The 14,373-nt window shown below is 45.1% G+C and carries 12 protein-coding genes; 8 read left to right on the top strand and 4 right to left on the bottom strand.

Annotated features, from left to right (window positions below):
- The first annotated feature begins 74 nt into the window (after positions 1-74).
- Positions 75-2,117: an oligopeptidase A gene (prlC, locus tag IQO02_RS13675; RefSeq protein ID WP_016784107.1), complete on the top strand. Its 2,043-nt coding sequence runs from the start codon at positions 75-77 to the stop codon at positions 2,115-2,117.
- 103 nt (positions 2,118-2,220) lie between these two features.
- Here the strand turns inward: prlC and asnC are convergent, their stop codons facing one another.
- Positions 2,221-2,685, bottom strand: coding sequence for a transcriptional regulator AsnC (asnC, locus tag IQO02_RS13670; protein WP_010433446.1), 465 nt, complete (start codon positions 2,683-2,685; stop codon positions 2,221-2,223).
- A gap of 125 nt (positions 2,686-2,810) precedes the next feature.
- Here asnC and IQO02_RS13665 point away from each other — a divergent pair, with 125 nt between their 5' ends.
- From IQO02_RS13665 to IQO02_RS13655, 3 genes are all read left to right on the top strand, one after another.
- Positions 2,811-5,921: an EAL domain-containing protein gene (locus IQO02_RS13665; protein WP_016768246.1), complete on the top strand. Its 3,111-nt coding sequence runs from the start codon at positions 2,811-2,813 to the stop codon at positions 5,919-5,921.
- 142 nt (positions 5,922-6,063) lie between these two features.
- Positions 6,064-6,843 (top strand): class I SAM-dependent methyltransferase, encoded by a 780-nt coding sequence (locus IQO02_RS13660; RefSeq protein WP_010433454.1) that lies wholly within the window; start codon positions 6,064-6,066, stop codon positions 6,841-6,843.
- A gap of 161 nt (positions 6,844-7,004) precedes the next feature.
- On the top strand, positions 7,005-7,595 hold the full coding sequence (locus IQO02_RS13655; protein WP_016784105.1) for a hypothetical protein: 591 nt from the start codon (positions 7,005-7,007) through the stop codon (positions 7,593-7,595).
- A 109-nt stretch (positions 7,596-7,704) separates the two neighbouring features.
- Here the strand turns inward: IQO02_RS13655 and IQO02_RS13650 are convergent, their stop codons facing one another.
- Both IQO02_RS13650 and uspA read right to left on the bottom strand, forming a co-directional pair.
- On the bottom strand, positions 7,705-8,583 hold the full coding sequence (locus IQO02_RS13650; protein WP_016768248.1) for a carboxylate/amino acid/amine transporter: 879 nt from the start codon (positions 8,581-8,583) through the stop codon (positions 7,705-7,707).
- A gap of 52 nt (positions 8,584-8,635) precedes the next feature.
- On the bottom strand, positions 8,636-9,070 hold the full coding sequence (gene uspA / locus IQO02_RS13645; RefSeq protein ID WP_010433461.1) for a universal stress protein UspA: 435 nt from the start codon (positions 9,068-9,070) through the stop codon (positions 8,636-8,638).
- 189 nt (positions 9,071-9,259) lie between these two features.
- Between uspA and ftnA the strand changes: the two genes are divergently transcribed.
- The 3 genes from ftnA (at position 9,260) to IQO02_RS13630 (ending at position 11,623) form a co-directional block, all read left to right on the top strand.
- Positions 9,260-9,787, top strand: coding sequence for a non-heme ferritin (gene ftnA / locus IQO02_RS13640; protein WP_004735556.1), 528 nt, complete (start codon positions 9,260-9,262; stop codon positions 9,785-9,787).
- Positions 9,788-9,855: 68 nt separating this feature from the next.
- Positions 9,856-10,179 carry a universal stress protein UspB gene (gene uspB, locus IQO02_RS13635; protein WP_004735557.1) on the top strand — a complete coding sequence of 108 codons (324 nt, stop codon included), beginning with the start codon at positions 9,856-9,858 and terminating at the stop codon, positions 10,177-10,179.
- 250 nt (positions 10,180-10,429) lie between these two features.
- Positions 10,430-11,623 (top strand): NAD(P)/FAD-dependent oxidoreductase, encoded by a 1,194-nt coding sequence (locus IQO02_RS13630; RefSeq protein WP_016800987.1) that lies wholly within the window; start codon positions 10,430-10,432, stop codon positions 11,621-11,623.
- A gap of 136 nt (positions 11,624-11,759) precedes the next feature.
- Here IQO02_RS13630 and IQO02_RS13625 read toward each other — a convergent pair whose 3' ends face one another.
- Positions 11,760-12,653 carry a DMT family transporter gene (locus IQO02_RS13625; RefSeq protein WP_016795919.1) on the bottom strand — a complete coding sequence of 298 codons (894 nt, stop codon included), beginning with the start codon at positions 12,651-12,653 and terminating at the stop codon, positions 11,760-11,762.
- 138 nt (positions 12,654-12,791) lie between these two features.
- Between IQO02_RS13625 and rmuC the strand changes: the two genes are divergently transcribed.
- On the top strand, positions 12,792-14,324 hold the full coding sequence (rmuC, locus tag IQO02_RS13620; protein WP_102277809.1) for a DNA recombination protein RmuC: 1,533 nt from the start codon (positions 12,792-12,794) through the stop codon (positions 14,322-14,324).
- Positions 14,325-14,373 lie beyond the last annotated feature (49 nt).

Below are 14,373 nucleotides of genomic sequence, written 5' to 3'. Positions count from 1 at the left end.
CCCTTAGCCTGATGACTGTAAGACGACCTCATTACAAAAAAGACGAAAGTCTCTAAAGCCAAAGGAATGTTTATATGTCTAATCCGCTATTAACCTTCACGGACTTACCTCCGTTTTCACAAATCAAACCTGAGCACGTTAAGCCAGCGGTTGAGCAAGTGATTGAAGCGTGTCGCAACAAGATAGAACAAGTACTTGAAGGTAATACTTCACCAAGCTGGGACAACCTAGTTGCTCCGATTGAAGAAGTGGATGATCGTTTAGGCCGTATTTGGTCACCAGTAAGCCACATGAACTCTGTTGTGAACAGCGACGAACTGCGTGAAGCGTATGAGAGCTGCCTACCAGTACTGTCTGAGTACGGCACTTGGGTTGGTCAACACAAAGGCTTGTTTGAAGCGTACAAAACGATCAAGGCGAGCGAAGCATTCTCGGCATTAAATCGAGCTCAACAAAAAACCATTACTGACGCACTGCGTGACTTTGAATTGTCAGGCATTGGCTTACCCGCGGACGAGCAGCACCGCTATGGTGAGATCAGCAAGCGCCAGTCTGAGCTGGGTTCTCAATTCTCAAACAACGTACTTGATGCCACCATGGGTTGGAGCAAGCAAGTAACAGACGTGGCTGAACTGGCTGGTATGCCTGAATCGGCACTGGCGGCAGCACAAGCCGCGGCCCAAGCTAAAGAGCTGGAAGGTTATCTACTAACTCTAGATATCCCTTCATACCTACCGGTGATGACGTACTGTGACAACCAAGCGCTACGTAAAGAGCTGTACGAAGCTTACGTAACTCGCGCTTCAGATCGCGGTCCAAATGCTGGTAAGTGGGACAACACTGAGATCATCACGGAGCAACTTAAGCTGCGTCACGAGATCGCTCGAATGCTGGGTTTCAGCACCTACAGCGAAAAATCATTGTCGACCAAGATGGCAGAAACGCCAGACCAAGTACTTGGTTTCCTTAACGACCTAGCAGTAAAAGCCAAACCACAAGGTGAGCGCGAAGTAGAAGAGCTACGTCAGTTTGCTGAGAAAGAGTTTGGTGTCTCTGAGCTAAATCTGTGGGACATCGCTTACTACAGCGAGAAACAAAAACAGAACCTGTTCGAGATCTCTGATGAAGAGCTTCGTCCATACTTCCCTGAGTCGAACGTAGTTTCTGGTTTGTTCGAAGTACTAAACCGTGTGTTTGGTATGTCGGTAACAGAGCGTGAAGGCGTAGACACTTGGCATGAGTCCGTTCGCTTCTTTGATATCTTTGATGCGACAGGAACACTGCGTGGTAGCTTCTACCTTGATCTATACGCACGTGAACACAAGCGTGGTGGCGCTTGGATGGATGACTGTCGTGGTCGTCGTATTACTGAATCTGGCGAGCTGCAAACGCCAGTGGCTTACCTAACGTGTAACTTCAACAAGCCAGTTGGTGACAAGCCTGCGTTATTTACTCACGATGAAGTGGTGACTCTGTTCCACGAATTCGGTCACGGCATCCACCATATGCTAACGCAAGTTGATGCGGGTGCTGTTTCTGGTATCAATGGCGTGCCTTGGGATGCGGTTGAGTTACCAAGTCAGTTCCTCGAAAACTGGTGTTGGGAAGAAGAAGCGCTGTCGTTCATTTCTGGTCACTTCGAAACCGGTGAAGCCTTACCAAAAGAGATGTTAGAGAAAATGCTAGCGGCGAAGAACTTCCAATCAGCGATGTTTATCCTGCGCCAGCTAGAGCTTGGCTTGTTCGATTTCACGTTACACACAGAGTACGACCCTGAAGTGGGTGCTCGTGTACTCGAAACGTTGGCGGATGTTAAGTCTAAGGTGTCGGTTCTGCCAAGCCTAGATTGGAACCGTTTCTCACATAGCTTTGGTCACATCTTTGCTGGTGGCTACAGTGCGGGTTACTACAGCTACCTTTGGGCAGAAGTGCTATCGGCAGATGCGTTCTCAGCATTTGAAGAAGAGGGTATCTTCAACACAGAAACTGGTAATCGCTTCCTGAACAACATCCTTGAAATGGGTGGCAGTGAAGAGCCAATGGAGCTGTTCAAACGCTTCCGTGGTCGTGAGCCACAAATTGATGCAATGCTGCGTCATGCGGGAATCAACGCATAATCACGGTAACTATCTAGTTTATTAAGAGTTAATAGCGAAAAGAGCCTCTAGTTAGAGGCTCTTTTTTGTCTGTGCTTCAGGGGCCAAACAAGGCGAACGAATGTTATGGATTCACATTACGATTGATAGGATTCTGCAATGAAATCAATGTCTCTGTCGATTGAACCTCATCGATCGCCTGCAATTTATCAATCAACACAAACTGTAGCTCTTCTATCGACTTACACATCAGTTTTACGAAAATGTTATAAGCACCAGTGGTGTAGTACGCCTCGACCACCTCGTCTAACGCATTCAGCTTGGCTATCGCAGAGTGGTAGTCTTTGGCTGCATTTAGGTTAATACCAATAAAACAGCATACGTCATAACCTAGCTTTTTGGTGTTTACCACAACTTCCGTTCGCTCAATAATGTCTGCCGATCTCATTTTTTCGATGCGAACGTGAATCGTCGCAGGGCTGACATCGAACTGTTTTGCCATTTCAGCATAAGGAGTTCGTGCATCTTCCATCAAGGTTTTTAGAATGGCGCGGTCTAGATCATCTAAACGGACGGTGGTTGTGGACATGCAGAATCCTTAGATTGAATGAAATCAGACTAGCTAGAGTACACATCATAGCCAAGGGTGATAATATTAGCAGCAACTATAGGGTTAGGGTGAATTCAGTGCGATTTTCGTTGTTATTAATTTTGATGTGTTGGAGTGTGTTTGCTTCAGCGCAGACAAAAGATGTGTTGGTTATTCACTCTTATCATCAAGGTTTTTTTTGGACGGATGATTTCCATAAAGGGTTATCCACAGAACTCGACCGTGACGGCTTGTCTTATCGTGTCGTTTACCTTGATAGTAAACGCTCTCAAAATACTGAATACCTAGATCGTATTTATCAGCTTTACCGCACGAAACTGACACATGAAGAATTTGCTGCGGTTGTCGTTAGTGACAATAACGCTCTGAACTTAATGAAACGTTTGGCTCCAGAGCTAAATGGTACTCCCGTTATATTTGGTGGCGTTAGCAACTTCTCATCTGAGATGCTTGAGGGGTTAAACGCAACTGGAATCACTGAAGATATCGATTTGGTTGGTAATATCGATCTAATTAAGCGTCTTCAAGCTACGGTGAAAAAGGTCTATATTGTTACTGACCACTCAATAACGGGCGAGGCTATTCGCTCCCAAGTTGACCTGTTTATTAAAACCCACCCTGATTTATCCAATTTGATTGAGCATTACGTTCCGGATTCATATCAAGAGCTAACGACCTTTGCTCAGCGTGCCGATCTAGGTAAGAGTTTGTTGTTTTGGGCGTACTATCGCGATGTTAATGGTCGTGTTAGTAGCGATGAAGATTGGCGTCAATTGAGCATGAAAACCCAACTGCCACTGTATATGGTCCATGATTTGGCGCTTGGATTTGGTGCTATCGGTGGTGTGATTCAAAGTGGTAAAACCCAAGGGCGAGAGACTGCCCGGATGTTGCTCGATGTGCTTGCTAATCCGGCAGAAGCATTCCCTCCGATTGTGCCTGGCACACCAGAAATTAAGCTCGATTACCAACAAATCTCGAGATGGGATCTTGGTGCTGAAAATGAAGCCAAGGTGACCTTCCTCAACAAGCCTAAGTCATTTCTAATGCGTTATCGCGATGAAATCCGAACCATAGGTTTGCTGTTTATCGCAATGTCGTGTGTCATCGCTATTTTGGTTTACTACCTGAATCGTCTGCAAAAAAGTGAACGAACGAGCCGTAAGAGCCAACTGCTTCTTGAGTCGATATTCGATCAAAGCTTGCAGTTTATGGGGATTATCGATAAGGACGGAGTGTTGCTGTCGAGTAATAGCAAGCTGCATGAACTTTTGTATAACCAAGGCTATAAATTAGGCACACCCTTGCAAGATCACCAGCACTGGGAAGATTCAGCAAGACAGGTACTCAACGAATATTTTATCCCTAGAGATGAACATCAGGTTTTGCGGTTTGAAGCTGAGGTGTGGTGTCGTGATCGCGGTGCGATGGTATTGGAGATTTCATTGAAGCCAATGCCGGGAAGCGAAGAGGATGACATTCAGTTCTTATTTGAAGCACGTGATGTTACCTCGCGTAAGCTAGCTGAGAATAAACTGTTTCAACGTGAAGCGAATCTAAAGTTGTATTACGACAAGCAACCAGTAATGATGATTACGCTTGATGGAAATAATCGTATTCAACAAGTAAACCAATTTGCGGAAGAGTTGTTGGGTTACTCACTTGACCAGTTATTGGGACATCGCCCGCGAGAGTTTTATGTCGATGAAAACGCGATGATCCCGCGCCATATCTTATTGCAACCACAATACAAGATTAGAGGTGTATGGCGTCGTGATATTGAATATCGTCATGCGGATGGCAGCACCATCTGGATTCGTGAAAATATCCGTCCGCTGGTGGAATCGGATCAACTGTTGATTGTGGGTGAGGACATCACCGAGACCCATGAGCTTGCTGAAAAGTTAGAGTATCAAGCGCGTTACGACTTATTGACTGATACCTTTAACCGTAACCACTTTGAGCAAGAGCTGCAAAAGGCCTTGAAAGAAGTTGAAAGCCATATGCGAACTCATGCGATGTTGTTTTTAGATTTAGACCAATTGAAGGTGTTGAACGATACTGCGGGGCATGAAGCGGGTGATGCCGCAATCATGTTTAGTGCCAAATTGCTGGAAGAGGTGCTGCCCTACAATGCTGTGTTGGCGCGTATGGGCGGTGATGAGTTTGCTGTATTAATCAAAGATTGCACCGAGCGAGACACGATCAACGTGTGTCGCAGTATCATCTCTATGATGAGCGAAAATTCGTTTGTGTGGGACGATATTCGATTCAATCTCACTTGTTCTATTGGCATTCGATTGATTGACCATACCGCCGCCTCACCACAGATGGTACACGCTCAGGCTGATGCAGCTTGTCATGCTGCCAAAGAGGAAGGCCGTAACCGCTATAACCTTTATCACCAAGATGATGAAGATCTACGTCGTCGACATTTGGAGATGGAATGCGTCAACCTAGTGCATGAGGCTTTAGCTCATGATCGTTTAGAGCTGTTTGCACAGCGTATTCTTGGTTTGGACAGAGACAGCGAAAAAATGCACTTCGAGATCCTAGTGCGTATAAAGAACATCAAGGGTGAATACATTTCACCCGGGATTTTCATGCCGGCCTCCGAACGCTACAACATTGCGCACTTGATTGATCGCCAAGTGGTGAGTCAGACACTGAGCTGGTTGGAGCGACGACCACAGGTGATTGATGAATTGGGGATGTGCTCAATTAACCTCTCTGGACATTCGATGGGTAATCGAGAGTTTGTCGAGTTCTTGATTGAGAGCTTGAGTAACTCGCTAATACCTTGTCATAAGATTTGTTTAGAGATCACTGAAACAGCGGCGATGAGTAATATGAAACAAGCGATCAAGTTCTTCACGCGACTTAAAGAGTTGGGATGCATGATCGCGTTAGATGATTTCGGCTCAGGGTTATCGTCGTTTGGTTACTTAAAGAAACTGCCGGTCGACATTGTGAAGATTGATGGCTTGTTTGTGCGTGATATTGCTGTCAACGAGATGGACCATGTGATGGTTCGCTCTATCAATGATTTAGCTAAGCAAATGGGTAAACACACAGTGGCTGAGTTTGTTGAAAACACACAGATAATCGACAAGCTGATCGAACTCGGTGTTAACTACGCACAAGGTTACGTCATAGGTCGACCTAAACCGCTTGAGGAGTTGGTTGAAGAGTTACAGCAAGAACGAATCTTATAACCTCCTTGGTTGTTTATACTCTCTTTAGTCGAGCGCTTGGCTTTATGGTGAATACTTTTCTTCCTTAATATGTATTGTTGAGGCAATCAGGTAAACTGGTTGCCTCTTTTGTTTTGAATATTACTGTCTGTTGGAGACGACCTTGCAACTACAACTGATTTGCGAAGATGCTACCCAAATCGATCATTTAAATGACTTAGCGACCCGTTGGAATTTATCCCATGATGAAAACAGCGATTTTGCGTTGGTTCTGACGAGCGAGCGACTTGAGTTACGCAAAGTGGACGAACCGAAACTTGGCGCTATCTTTGTTGATTTAGTCGGTGGCGCAGTCGGTCACAGACGTAAGTTTGGTGGTGGTAAAGGTCAGGCGATCGCCAAGGCGGCGGGCTTAAACAAAGGCGCAACGCCAACCATTCTCGATGGTACGGCAGGCTTAGGACGTGATGCGTTTGTGTTGGCTTCTTTAGGTTGTAAGGTACAAATGGTAGAGCGTCACCCTGTTGTGGCAGCACTGCTTGATGATGGCTTGCAGCGAGCACAACAAGACCCAGACATCGGTGATTGGGTAAGCGAGCGTATGAAGTTGATTCACGCTTCGAGCCATGACGCTTTAGATAAGCTAAGCGATGATCCTAATTTCGAACAGCCAGACGTGGTTTATCTCGATCCAATGTACCCACACCCTGAGAACAAAAAGAAATCGGCTTTGGTTAAAAAAGAGATGCGCGTATTCCAATCTTTAGTTGGTGCAGACATGGATGCAGATGCGTTATTGCAGCCAGCCCTTAAGCTCGCATCAAAACGAGTTGTGGTGAAAAGACCCGATTACGCGGCGTGGCTCGATGAGCAAAAACCGAGCATGGCGATTGAAACCAAAAAGAACCGTTTTGATGTGTATGTGAAAGCATCAATGACCTAGTTAATACATCAATTACTCAGTGAAAGCATCAATAACTTAGCAACACGCTAAGAAAGTTTCCCGTCATAAATACGATAAATTACCATTTAACACTTGCGATAGTCGCGTTACGGATGTATATCTAACTAAGAATCATTATTATTCTTAGCTGGAGTTGTAGCATGGCTAAACGCTTTTGTAAGTTAAACCGTCGAGATATCACTGAACACCTAGGCGAGATCCACAGCTTGGTCACTGAACCTAAGTTTGTGTGTCGTTCTTGTGCGCGTTCTTCGGCGGATCAAGCGAATCTATGCAAACCAACCGCAATTCCACCTCTTGGCTGTCAAAACAAACCCGTTGAAGAAAAAGTGGCATGCGGTCTGTTAGCGGAGACATTACCTGCACCAGAGTTATCGCTTGCGGAAATCAACGATACCCTTGAACCTACTGTGCAAATGTTCGATCCAGCCGTTGTTGATATTGCCGCTGATGTTGTCGATAAAAAAACATCACAGAAAAAAGCCAAGCTGAAAAAGCTGATAGCGAAGGCGAGTGGTGATGAGAAAGCAGAACTTAAGCGAGCGAAGAAAGCCGCTAAGAAGCAAGAGAAGTACAATAAAAAGCTAGCGAAGATGATTAAGAAGCAGCAAAAGCTGTTTAAGAAAAGTCAAAAACTGGAAAGTGACCTTGAACGCATCAATTTACAACTTGATGACGTTGCCTTCATGGAAACCAAGACTCAAGTAGTGAACCATAATCATATCCACTGAAGCTGATTTGAATTGTTTATTGCTACGCGTAGATTTAAAAAGAGCGACCTAAGGTCGCTCTTTTGCTTTTCTGGGGTAGCCGAGCTACTCATTTCGCTTATTCTGCCGGTTAGGCATTGCTTGCGGATCTCGCAACACGTTTCTTCACCCATGTTTCATTCACAAGTAGAGACAACAAGATAACGCCACCACCAATGGTAAGGCGAACCAAATCGACATCCCTGTTCCAAATCAAGATGTTCACCACAAGGCCTGCTGGAACTAAAGCATTATTCATTACAGCCAGTGCACCGGCATTCACCATGCATGCGCCTTTATTCCACATAAAGTAACCTAACCCTGAAGCAATCAAGCCAAGGTATATCAAGATTCCCCATTGAAGTGAGGTGGTTGGCAGTTTCTCTGGGTTACCCAGCAGCATGAAAGCAACGGAAGCGACGCATAACGCCCCTAAGTAGAAGTAACCAAATACGGTTCTCTGAGGTAACTCGGTCGATTCCTTCTCCATTATCACCTTATAACCCACCTGACCAATAGCAAAGCACAGGTTAGCGCCTTGTACGACAAGGAAACCGACTAAAAAGTTGTCATTGATGCCAGCAAATTTAATGAATACCGCGCCCAGCACTGCAATAGCGGCGGTCACGAGATACCAAGGTGAGAATTGCCCTTTGAGAAAGTCATAAATAAGCGTGACGTAAATTGGGGTAAAGACGGTAAACAAAAGGACTTCAGGTACGGACAGCAGTAAGAAAGATTGATAGTAGAAGCAATACATCAGCCCAAGCTGAATACCACCAATCGCCATCAATTTGCCGATCAGTTTGCGCGAGACACCGCGAAACTTAAGAAAAGGAAGAAACACGATGCCGGCAAGGGCTACGCGCATTAGTACAGAAAACCAAGAATCAACCTGACCAGCGAGGTAAACGCCGATCAGGCTAAAGGAGAAGGCCCATAGGAGGGTAACACCAGCTAAATAGCTCATAGTAAAACTTCGTTAATAAGATATGAGCTGTATGTTACCTAACCTTAAATCATTAGTCTTCTGAATCTCTTAGAGGCACGACCAGCATATCAACAGGTGAGGCATTGATCAGTTGTCGTGTTGAAGAAAGCAGTTTGCTCCAAAAGTCTTGGTGGTGACCACAGACCACTAAATCAACACTGAACTCATTGATGGTGTCACACAACTCATGGCTCAAATCACCACTGCCGACCAAAGTATGAGTGATTGGGTATTGAGCGTAGTCAGCAAAACTTTGTAGCTGAATACGAGAGGCCTCCATCGCGTTATGTTGGGTTTCTGCCATGTTGATATCAATCAGGCCGGTATAAAGCTCTGCATAGTTAACATCGATATGGATAAAAGAGACTTTGGCTTCCAATGGTTTAGCCAATGCCACCGCTTTATCCACAAGTAATTTGCTGTCATCTGATAAATCGACTGCGACCAAAATATGTTTGTAACTCATATTGCTAGCTCCTTTATTCGTTGTCTCATTAAAGACTAGCACTATGTGATGCCTTTTTTTGCTGAAGTGATCTCATATCCACTGTCTTGCGTAATGGCAGTTCGAAATATCGGTTAACTAATGGTCAGCGAGATATTCATTAAATAGTGATATAGTAGAGAAAATTGAGGATGTAATTAGGAGTCTTAAATGCTGTCAAAAACTATGGTTGAGCAACTGAATGATCAAATTAACCTAGAATTTTTCTCATCCAATCTATACTTACAAATGAGTGCTTGGTGTGAAGACAAAGGATTTGAAGGTGCAGCAGAGTTTCTGCGTGTTCATGCAGTAGAAGAAATGGAACATATGCAGCGTCTTTTCACTTACGTAAGTGAAACAGGTGCAATGCCAATTCTAGGTGCGATTGAAGCGCCAAAACATGAATTTGATAGCCTGGGTGCCGTGTTCCGTGAAACTTATGAACATGAGCAAATGATTACTCAAAAGATCAACAAATTGGCTCACGTTGCTTTCAGCACACAAGATTACTCAACCTTTAACTTCCTGCAATGGTACGTTGCAGAGCAACACGAAGAAGAGAAGTTGTTTAAAGGTGTATTGGATAAGCTAGAACTTGTTGGTGAAGACGGTAAAGCACTGTTCTTTATTGATAAAGATCTAGCGCAATTGGCAAAAGATGGTTCATCTTCAATTATGGAAGCTCCTGCCGTTTAGGTAGTATGAGAAAGACACTGATTATCTTTTTCTTTTGAGTTTTCTTATGAAGATGTAGGGAGGAAAGGATGATCAGCGGCGACACTATTCTATTTGCACTAATGGTTGTGACTTGTGTGAACTGGGCGCGTTACTTTACTGCGCTAAGAACACTCATTTATATTATGCGAGAAGCACATCCTCTACTTTATCAACAAGTAGACGGAGGTGGATTTTTCACAACTCATGGCAACATGACCAAACAGGTTCGCTTGTTTAGTTACATCAAAAGCAAAGAGTATCACCATCATCACGACGAAGTGTTTATGTCGAAGTGTGATCGCGTAAGACAGTTGTTTATACTTTCTTCTGCTCTGTTGGGTGTAACGTTGCTGTCTTCTTTCATCGTCTAAGTTATTTAGTACGCGTGAAGTAGAGTTTAGGTTTTGGTGTAAAGCTTCGGTTGTTGGTTCGCTAAGCCAAGTAGTGGTTTTGCTGCTGTCTGCAAATTGTACAATTGAACATCAATTGCAAAGTTTAAAATTGCCGCTAGAATAGCGAGCAATTAGTAAGGATGTGCTGTTTATGCACATCCTTTTTTATTGATGGCATTTCGAGAACAGGGCGTACTCGAGGTGCAAAAGTGAAGAAAGCAGAACCCCAATGAGTGAAAAGTTTGATGTAATCGTAATTGGTGCGGGCGCCGCGGGCTTAATGTGTGCTGCGGAAGCGGGTAAGCGCGGCCGACGAGTGCTGGTGGTTGATCATGCAAAGAAACCAGGCAGAAAAATTTTAATCTCAGGTGGCGGCCGTTGTAACTTCACTAATTATGATGTTTCAGCCAACAACTTCCTATGTAACAACCCTCACTTCGTGAAGTCAGCTTTATCTCAATACACCAACTGGGATTTTATCTCGATGGTGAGCAAGTACGGTATTGAGTTCGAAGAGCGAGACCACGGCCAGCTGTTCTGTGTGAATGACCATACCGCAAAAGACATCGTGAGCATGTTACTTGAAGAGTGTAAGCAAGCGAAAGTTGAACAGCGCTACCGCTGTGATGTTCACTCAATCGAAAAAACAGACGCTGGCTTTAAGATGCACCTCAATACCGACGAAGTTGAGTGTGACTCACTTGTCGTGGCGACGGGCGGTTTATCGATGCCGAAACTAGGCGCGACGCCATTTGGCTATAAGATGGCTGAGCAGTTTGGTTTGTCTGTGATGCCGACTACTGCGGGTCTGGTGCCATTTACTCTGCATAAAGAAGACAAAGAAGCCTTTGCTGAGCTTTCAGGAATCGCGATTCCTGCCGAGATCACCGCGCAAGATGGTACCTTATTCAAAGAAGCGTTGCTGTTTACGCACCGTGGCTTATCTGGCCCTTCGGTACTACAAATATCGTCGTTCTGGAAAGCAGGTCAATCGGTCTCTATCAATCTAGTTCCAGAAGTGGACGTTGCCGAGCTGCTTGAGAATTCTCGCGAGAAACACCCAAATCAGAGCCTGAAAAATACCTTAGCGAAAGCATTACCAAAGCGTTTCGTTGAGGTGCTGATTGACCGCAAAGAGCTGGAAGACAAGCCGCTCAAACAGTTCAATGAAAAGCAGCTAAATGACATTGTAGAGCATCTAGAGAGCTGGAAGATTGCGCCAAACGGCACCGAAGGCTACCGAACGGCTGAAGTGACTTTAGGCGGCGTCGATACTAACCACCTATCTTCAAAAACCATGGAGTGTAAGAGCGTGTCTGGCCTCTACTTCATCGGTGAAGTGATGGACGTAACAGGCTGGTTAGGTGGCTATAACTTCCAATGGTGTTGGAGTTCTGGGTTTGCAGCAGGTCAGTGGGTTTAAGCTTTTAGCTTACCCATTAGATTTTAAATGATATAAAAATGGCGAGTCATATGACTCGCCATTTTTGTATCTAGCTTAGAGTTAAAAGTAACCAAATTGATGGTTTTCATGCTCAATCGAACCTTTTAGCTCTTATTTACACAGCTTTGTTTTTTGAAAACTTGATCTGTTGAATCACCAAGCCAGCAATAATCAGCATCAAGCCAAACAGTGTCGCCGGGTGAATCTCTTCGCCAATAATGGTCGAAAGTAGCATTAACGAGATAAACGGTGAGGCAAAAATTAGGTTGCTGATACGCGCCGTATTGTTGGTTAGCTTGAGTGCTGATAGCCACAAGACAAAGGTAATGCCCATCTCGAACAGACCAACGTAAGTCACCGCCATCCAACCCTTCGCTGTGATTTGGCTAAAACTCTCGCCTTCGTAAACGGTTAAACCAATTGCGAATGGCAGTGCCACTAAGAACCCAAGCAATACGCCCACAACCGGGTCAGCCTTGTTTTTGGTGTTTAGAATCCAGTATCCCGCCCAAAGCAAGGTTGAAAGTAACGCCAGAGCTACACCGAGCGGACTATCGAACTGCATGCCTAGCAAATCGCCTTTGGTAGCAATAACCACCACGCCCGCATAGCTGAAGGTACACGCCACCCAATCTTGTTTACGAATCTTTTGCCCTAAAAAAACCGCCGCCATTAAGGTTAACGTGATCGCCCAACTGTAGTTGATGGCTTGGGCTTGAGAAGCAGGCAGTAGATCATAGGCTTTGAAGAGAATCAGATAATAGGCCAGTGGGTTAACCAAGCCGAGGAGTAGGTAATACCAAGGGTTTGAAAGGAACGTGGTACTCAGCTGAGAAAGCTTGCCTTGAAAGGCGCAGATGGTAATCAATGCTATAGAAGAGACAATGCTAGCGATGGTCAGCATTTGAATCGGCGAAAACTCAGCAAGGGTCAGCTTAAAAGCAGTAGCAACGGTTGACCACAGTAATACTGCGGAAAGGCCAAAGCCTAAGGCACGACGTTCGTTCATAGCAACTCATTCTAATTTGATGGGGCAGAATACTGAGCGCCTAGTCTATCTGTCGAATTTTAATACGGCAAACTGGACATTTATCCAGTATCAAAATACCATTTAATGAGTTATCTCCAATTAGGCTAAATCATTATCATGCAATGGATTATCGAACATCAGGCAACGCTTATTGCTGCTATTTCCGGCGCGCTCGTCAGCGGCGGTGTGGTGGGCTGGTGGATCAAACAGAAGTTCTCTTTTCAGCAGCGACTTCTTGAACAGCAACTCGAGTCCGACCGTTTGCTGCATGAGTCACAACAATCTCAGCTCAAATCTTCACTCGCAGAGGCGCAACAAGAGCTCAATGAGTTGGATGATGATCGAGATAAAGCGGCATTTGAACTTAAGCAGGCACATGGCAAGGTGATGGCTGCGATGGAGAAGCTGCGTTATTTTGAAGCCGTGAAGCAAGAGCGTCAGCAGTACGCCGATGAGATCAATGTGCTTAAGGATCATAAGTCTGAATTAGAAGCTGAGCTGCGCGAACAAGAAGCAAGACACGACCAAGAAAACCTCGCCAATAGCGAAAAGCTACAGTTGCTAGAGCAAGCCGAATTTCGACTTAAGCAGCAGTTCGAACTGTTAGCTAATCAACTGTTTGAGAGCAAAACCGCTAAGGTCGATCAGCAAAATAAACAGAGCCTAGAAGGTTTGTTGTCTCCATTGAGAGAGCAGTTGGAAGGCTTCAAGAAACAAGTGAATGACAGCTTCAGCCAAGAGGCCAAAGAACGTCACACCTTGGTACACGAACTGAAGAACCTACAACGTCTCAATGAGAGCATGACACGTGAAGCGGTTAATCTGACTCAAGCGCTAAAGGGTGATAACAAACAGCAGGGCAATTGGGGCGAAGTGGTACTGGCTCGAGTACTTGCTGAGTCTGGGCTGCGAGAAGGGCATGAATACCAAACTCAAGTGAACCTACAAAACGATGCGGGTAAGCGTTATCAGCCGGATGTGATCGTGCATTTACCACAGGATAAGCAAGTGGTGGTGGATTCTAAAATGGCTTTGGTGGCCTTTGAGCGTTACTTCAATGCTGAAACCGATCAACAACGCGATGCTGCGCTGCGTGATCACTTGGTGTCACTGCGAGCGCACATAAAAGGGTTAAGCCAGAAAGATTATCATCAGCTTAAAGGCATCCAGAGCTTGGATTACGTGCTGATGTTTATCCCGGTTGAGCCAGCATTCCAAGTGGCTATTCAGGCGGATCCTAGCTTGGTCAAAGATGCGATGGAACAAAACATTATCTTGGTCAGCCCAACCACCCTGCTGGTGGCACTGCGTACTATTGATAACTTGTGGCGCAATGAGAGGCAGAACCAAAATGCGCAAGTTATTGCGGAGCGAGCGAGCAAACTTTACGACAAATTACGCTTATTCGTTGATGATATGGAAGGCCTTGGTAGCTCACTTGATAGAGCCAACCAAAGCTACCAAGGGGCAATGAATAAGCTGGTGACTGGACGTGGCAATGTGATTCGTCAGGCAGAAAGCTTCAAACAACTTGGTGTTGAAGTGAAAAAATCGATTTCGGTTGGGATTGCCGAAATGGCTCAAAATGAGGCTTTTTCAGAAAATGCCTCCTTAGTAGAAAGACAACCTGCTGAGGATAAAGTAAACTAATCGGCTGCAGCGCCTCTAAACAGAGAGTGTGCTGTCGATGAGAACTTAC

This window comes from Vibrio sp. OPT24, from assembly GCF_015163545.1.
Classification (GTDB): domain Bacteria; phylum Pseudomonadota; class Gammaproteobacteria; order Enterobacterales; family Vibrionaceae; genus Vibrio; species Vibrio cyclitrophicus.
The sequence above is the reverse complement of the archived record's forward strand: the minus strand, read 5'-3'. Positions and strand labels throughout refer to the sequence as shown.

Excerpts from the sequence above, each read along its gene's own strand:
- prlC (WP_016784107.1), top strand. The coding sequence starts at position 75 with ATGTCTAATCCGCTATTAACCTTCACGGACTTACCTCCGTTTTCACAA.
- uspA (WP_010433461.1), bottom strand. The coding sequence starts at position 9,070 with ATGAGTTACAAACATATTTTGGTCGCAGTCGATTTATCAGATGACAGC.
- IQO02_RS13630 (WP_016800987.1), top strand. The coding sequence starts at position 10,430 with ATGAGTGAAAAGTTTGATGTAATCGTAATTGGTGCGGGCGCCGCGGGC.
- uspB (WP_004735557.1), top strand. The coding sequence starts at position 9,856 with ATGATCAGCGGCGACACTATTCTATTTGCACTAATGGTTGTGACTTGT.
- IQO02_RS13665 (WP_016768246.1), top strand. The coding sequence starts at position 2,811 with ATGTGTTGGAGTGTGTTTGCTTCAGCGCAGACAAAAGATGTGTTGGTT.
- IQO02_RS13655 (WP_016784105.1), top strand. The coding sequence starts at position 7,005 with ATGGCTAAACGCTTTTGTAAGTTAAACCGTCGAGATATCACTGAACAC.
- IQO02_RS13650 (WP_016768248.1), bottom strand. The coding sequence starts at position 8,583 with ATGAGCTATTTAGCTGGTGTTACCCTCCTATGGGCCTTCTCCTTTAGC.
- ftnA (WP_004735556.1), top strand. The coding sequence starts at position 9,260 with ATGCTGTCAAAAACTATGGTTGAGCAACTGAATGATCAAATTAACCTA.
- IQO02_RS13625 (WP_016795919.1), bottom strand. The coding sequence starts at position 12,653 with ATGAACGAACGTCGTGCCTTAGGCTTTGGCCTTTCCGCAGTATTACTG.
- rmuC (WP_102277809.1), top strand. The coding sequence starts at position 12,792 with ATGCAATGGATTATCGAACATCAGGCAACGCTTATTGCTGCTATTTCC.
- asnC (WP_010433446.1), bottom strand. The coding sequence starts at position 2,685 with ATGTCCACAACCACCGTCCGTTTAGATGATCTAGACCGCGCCATTCTA.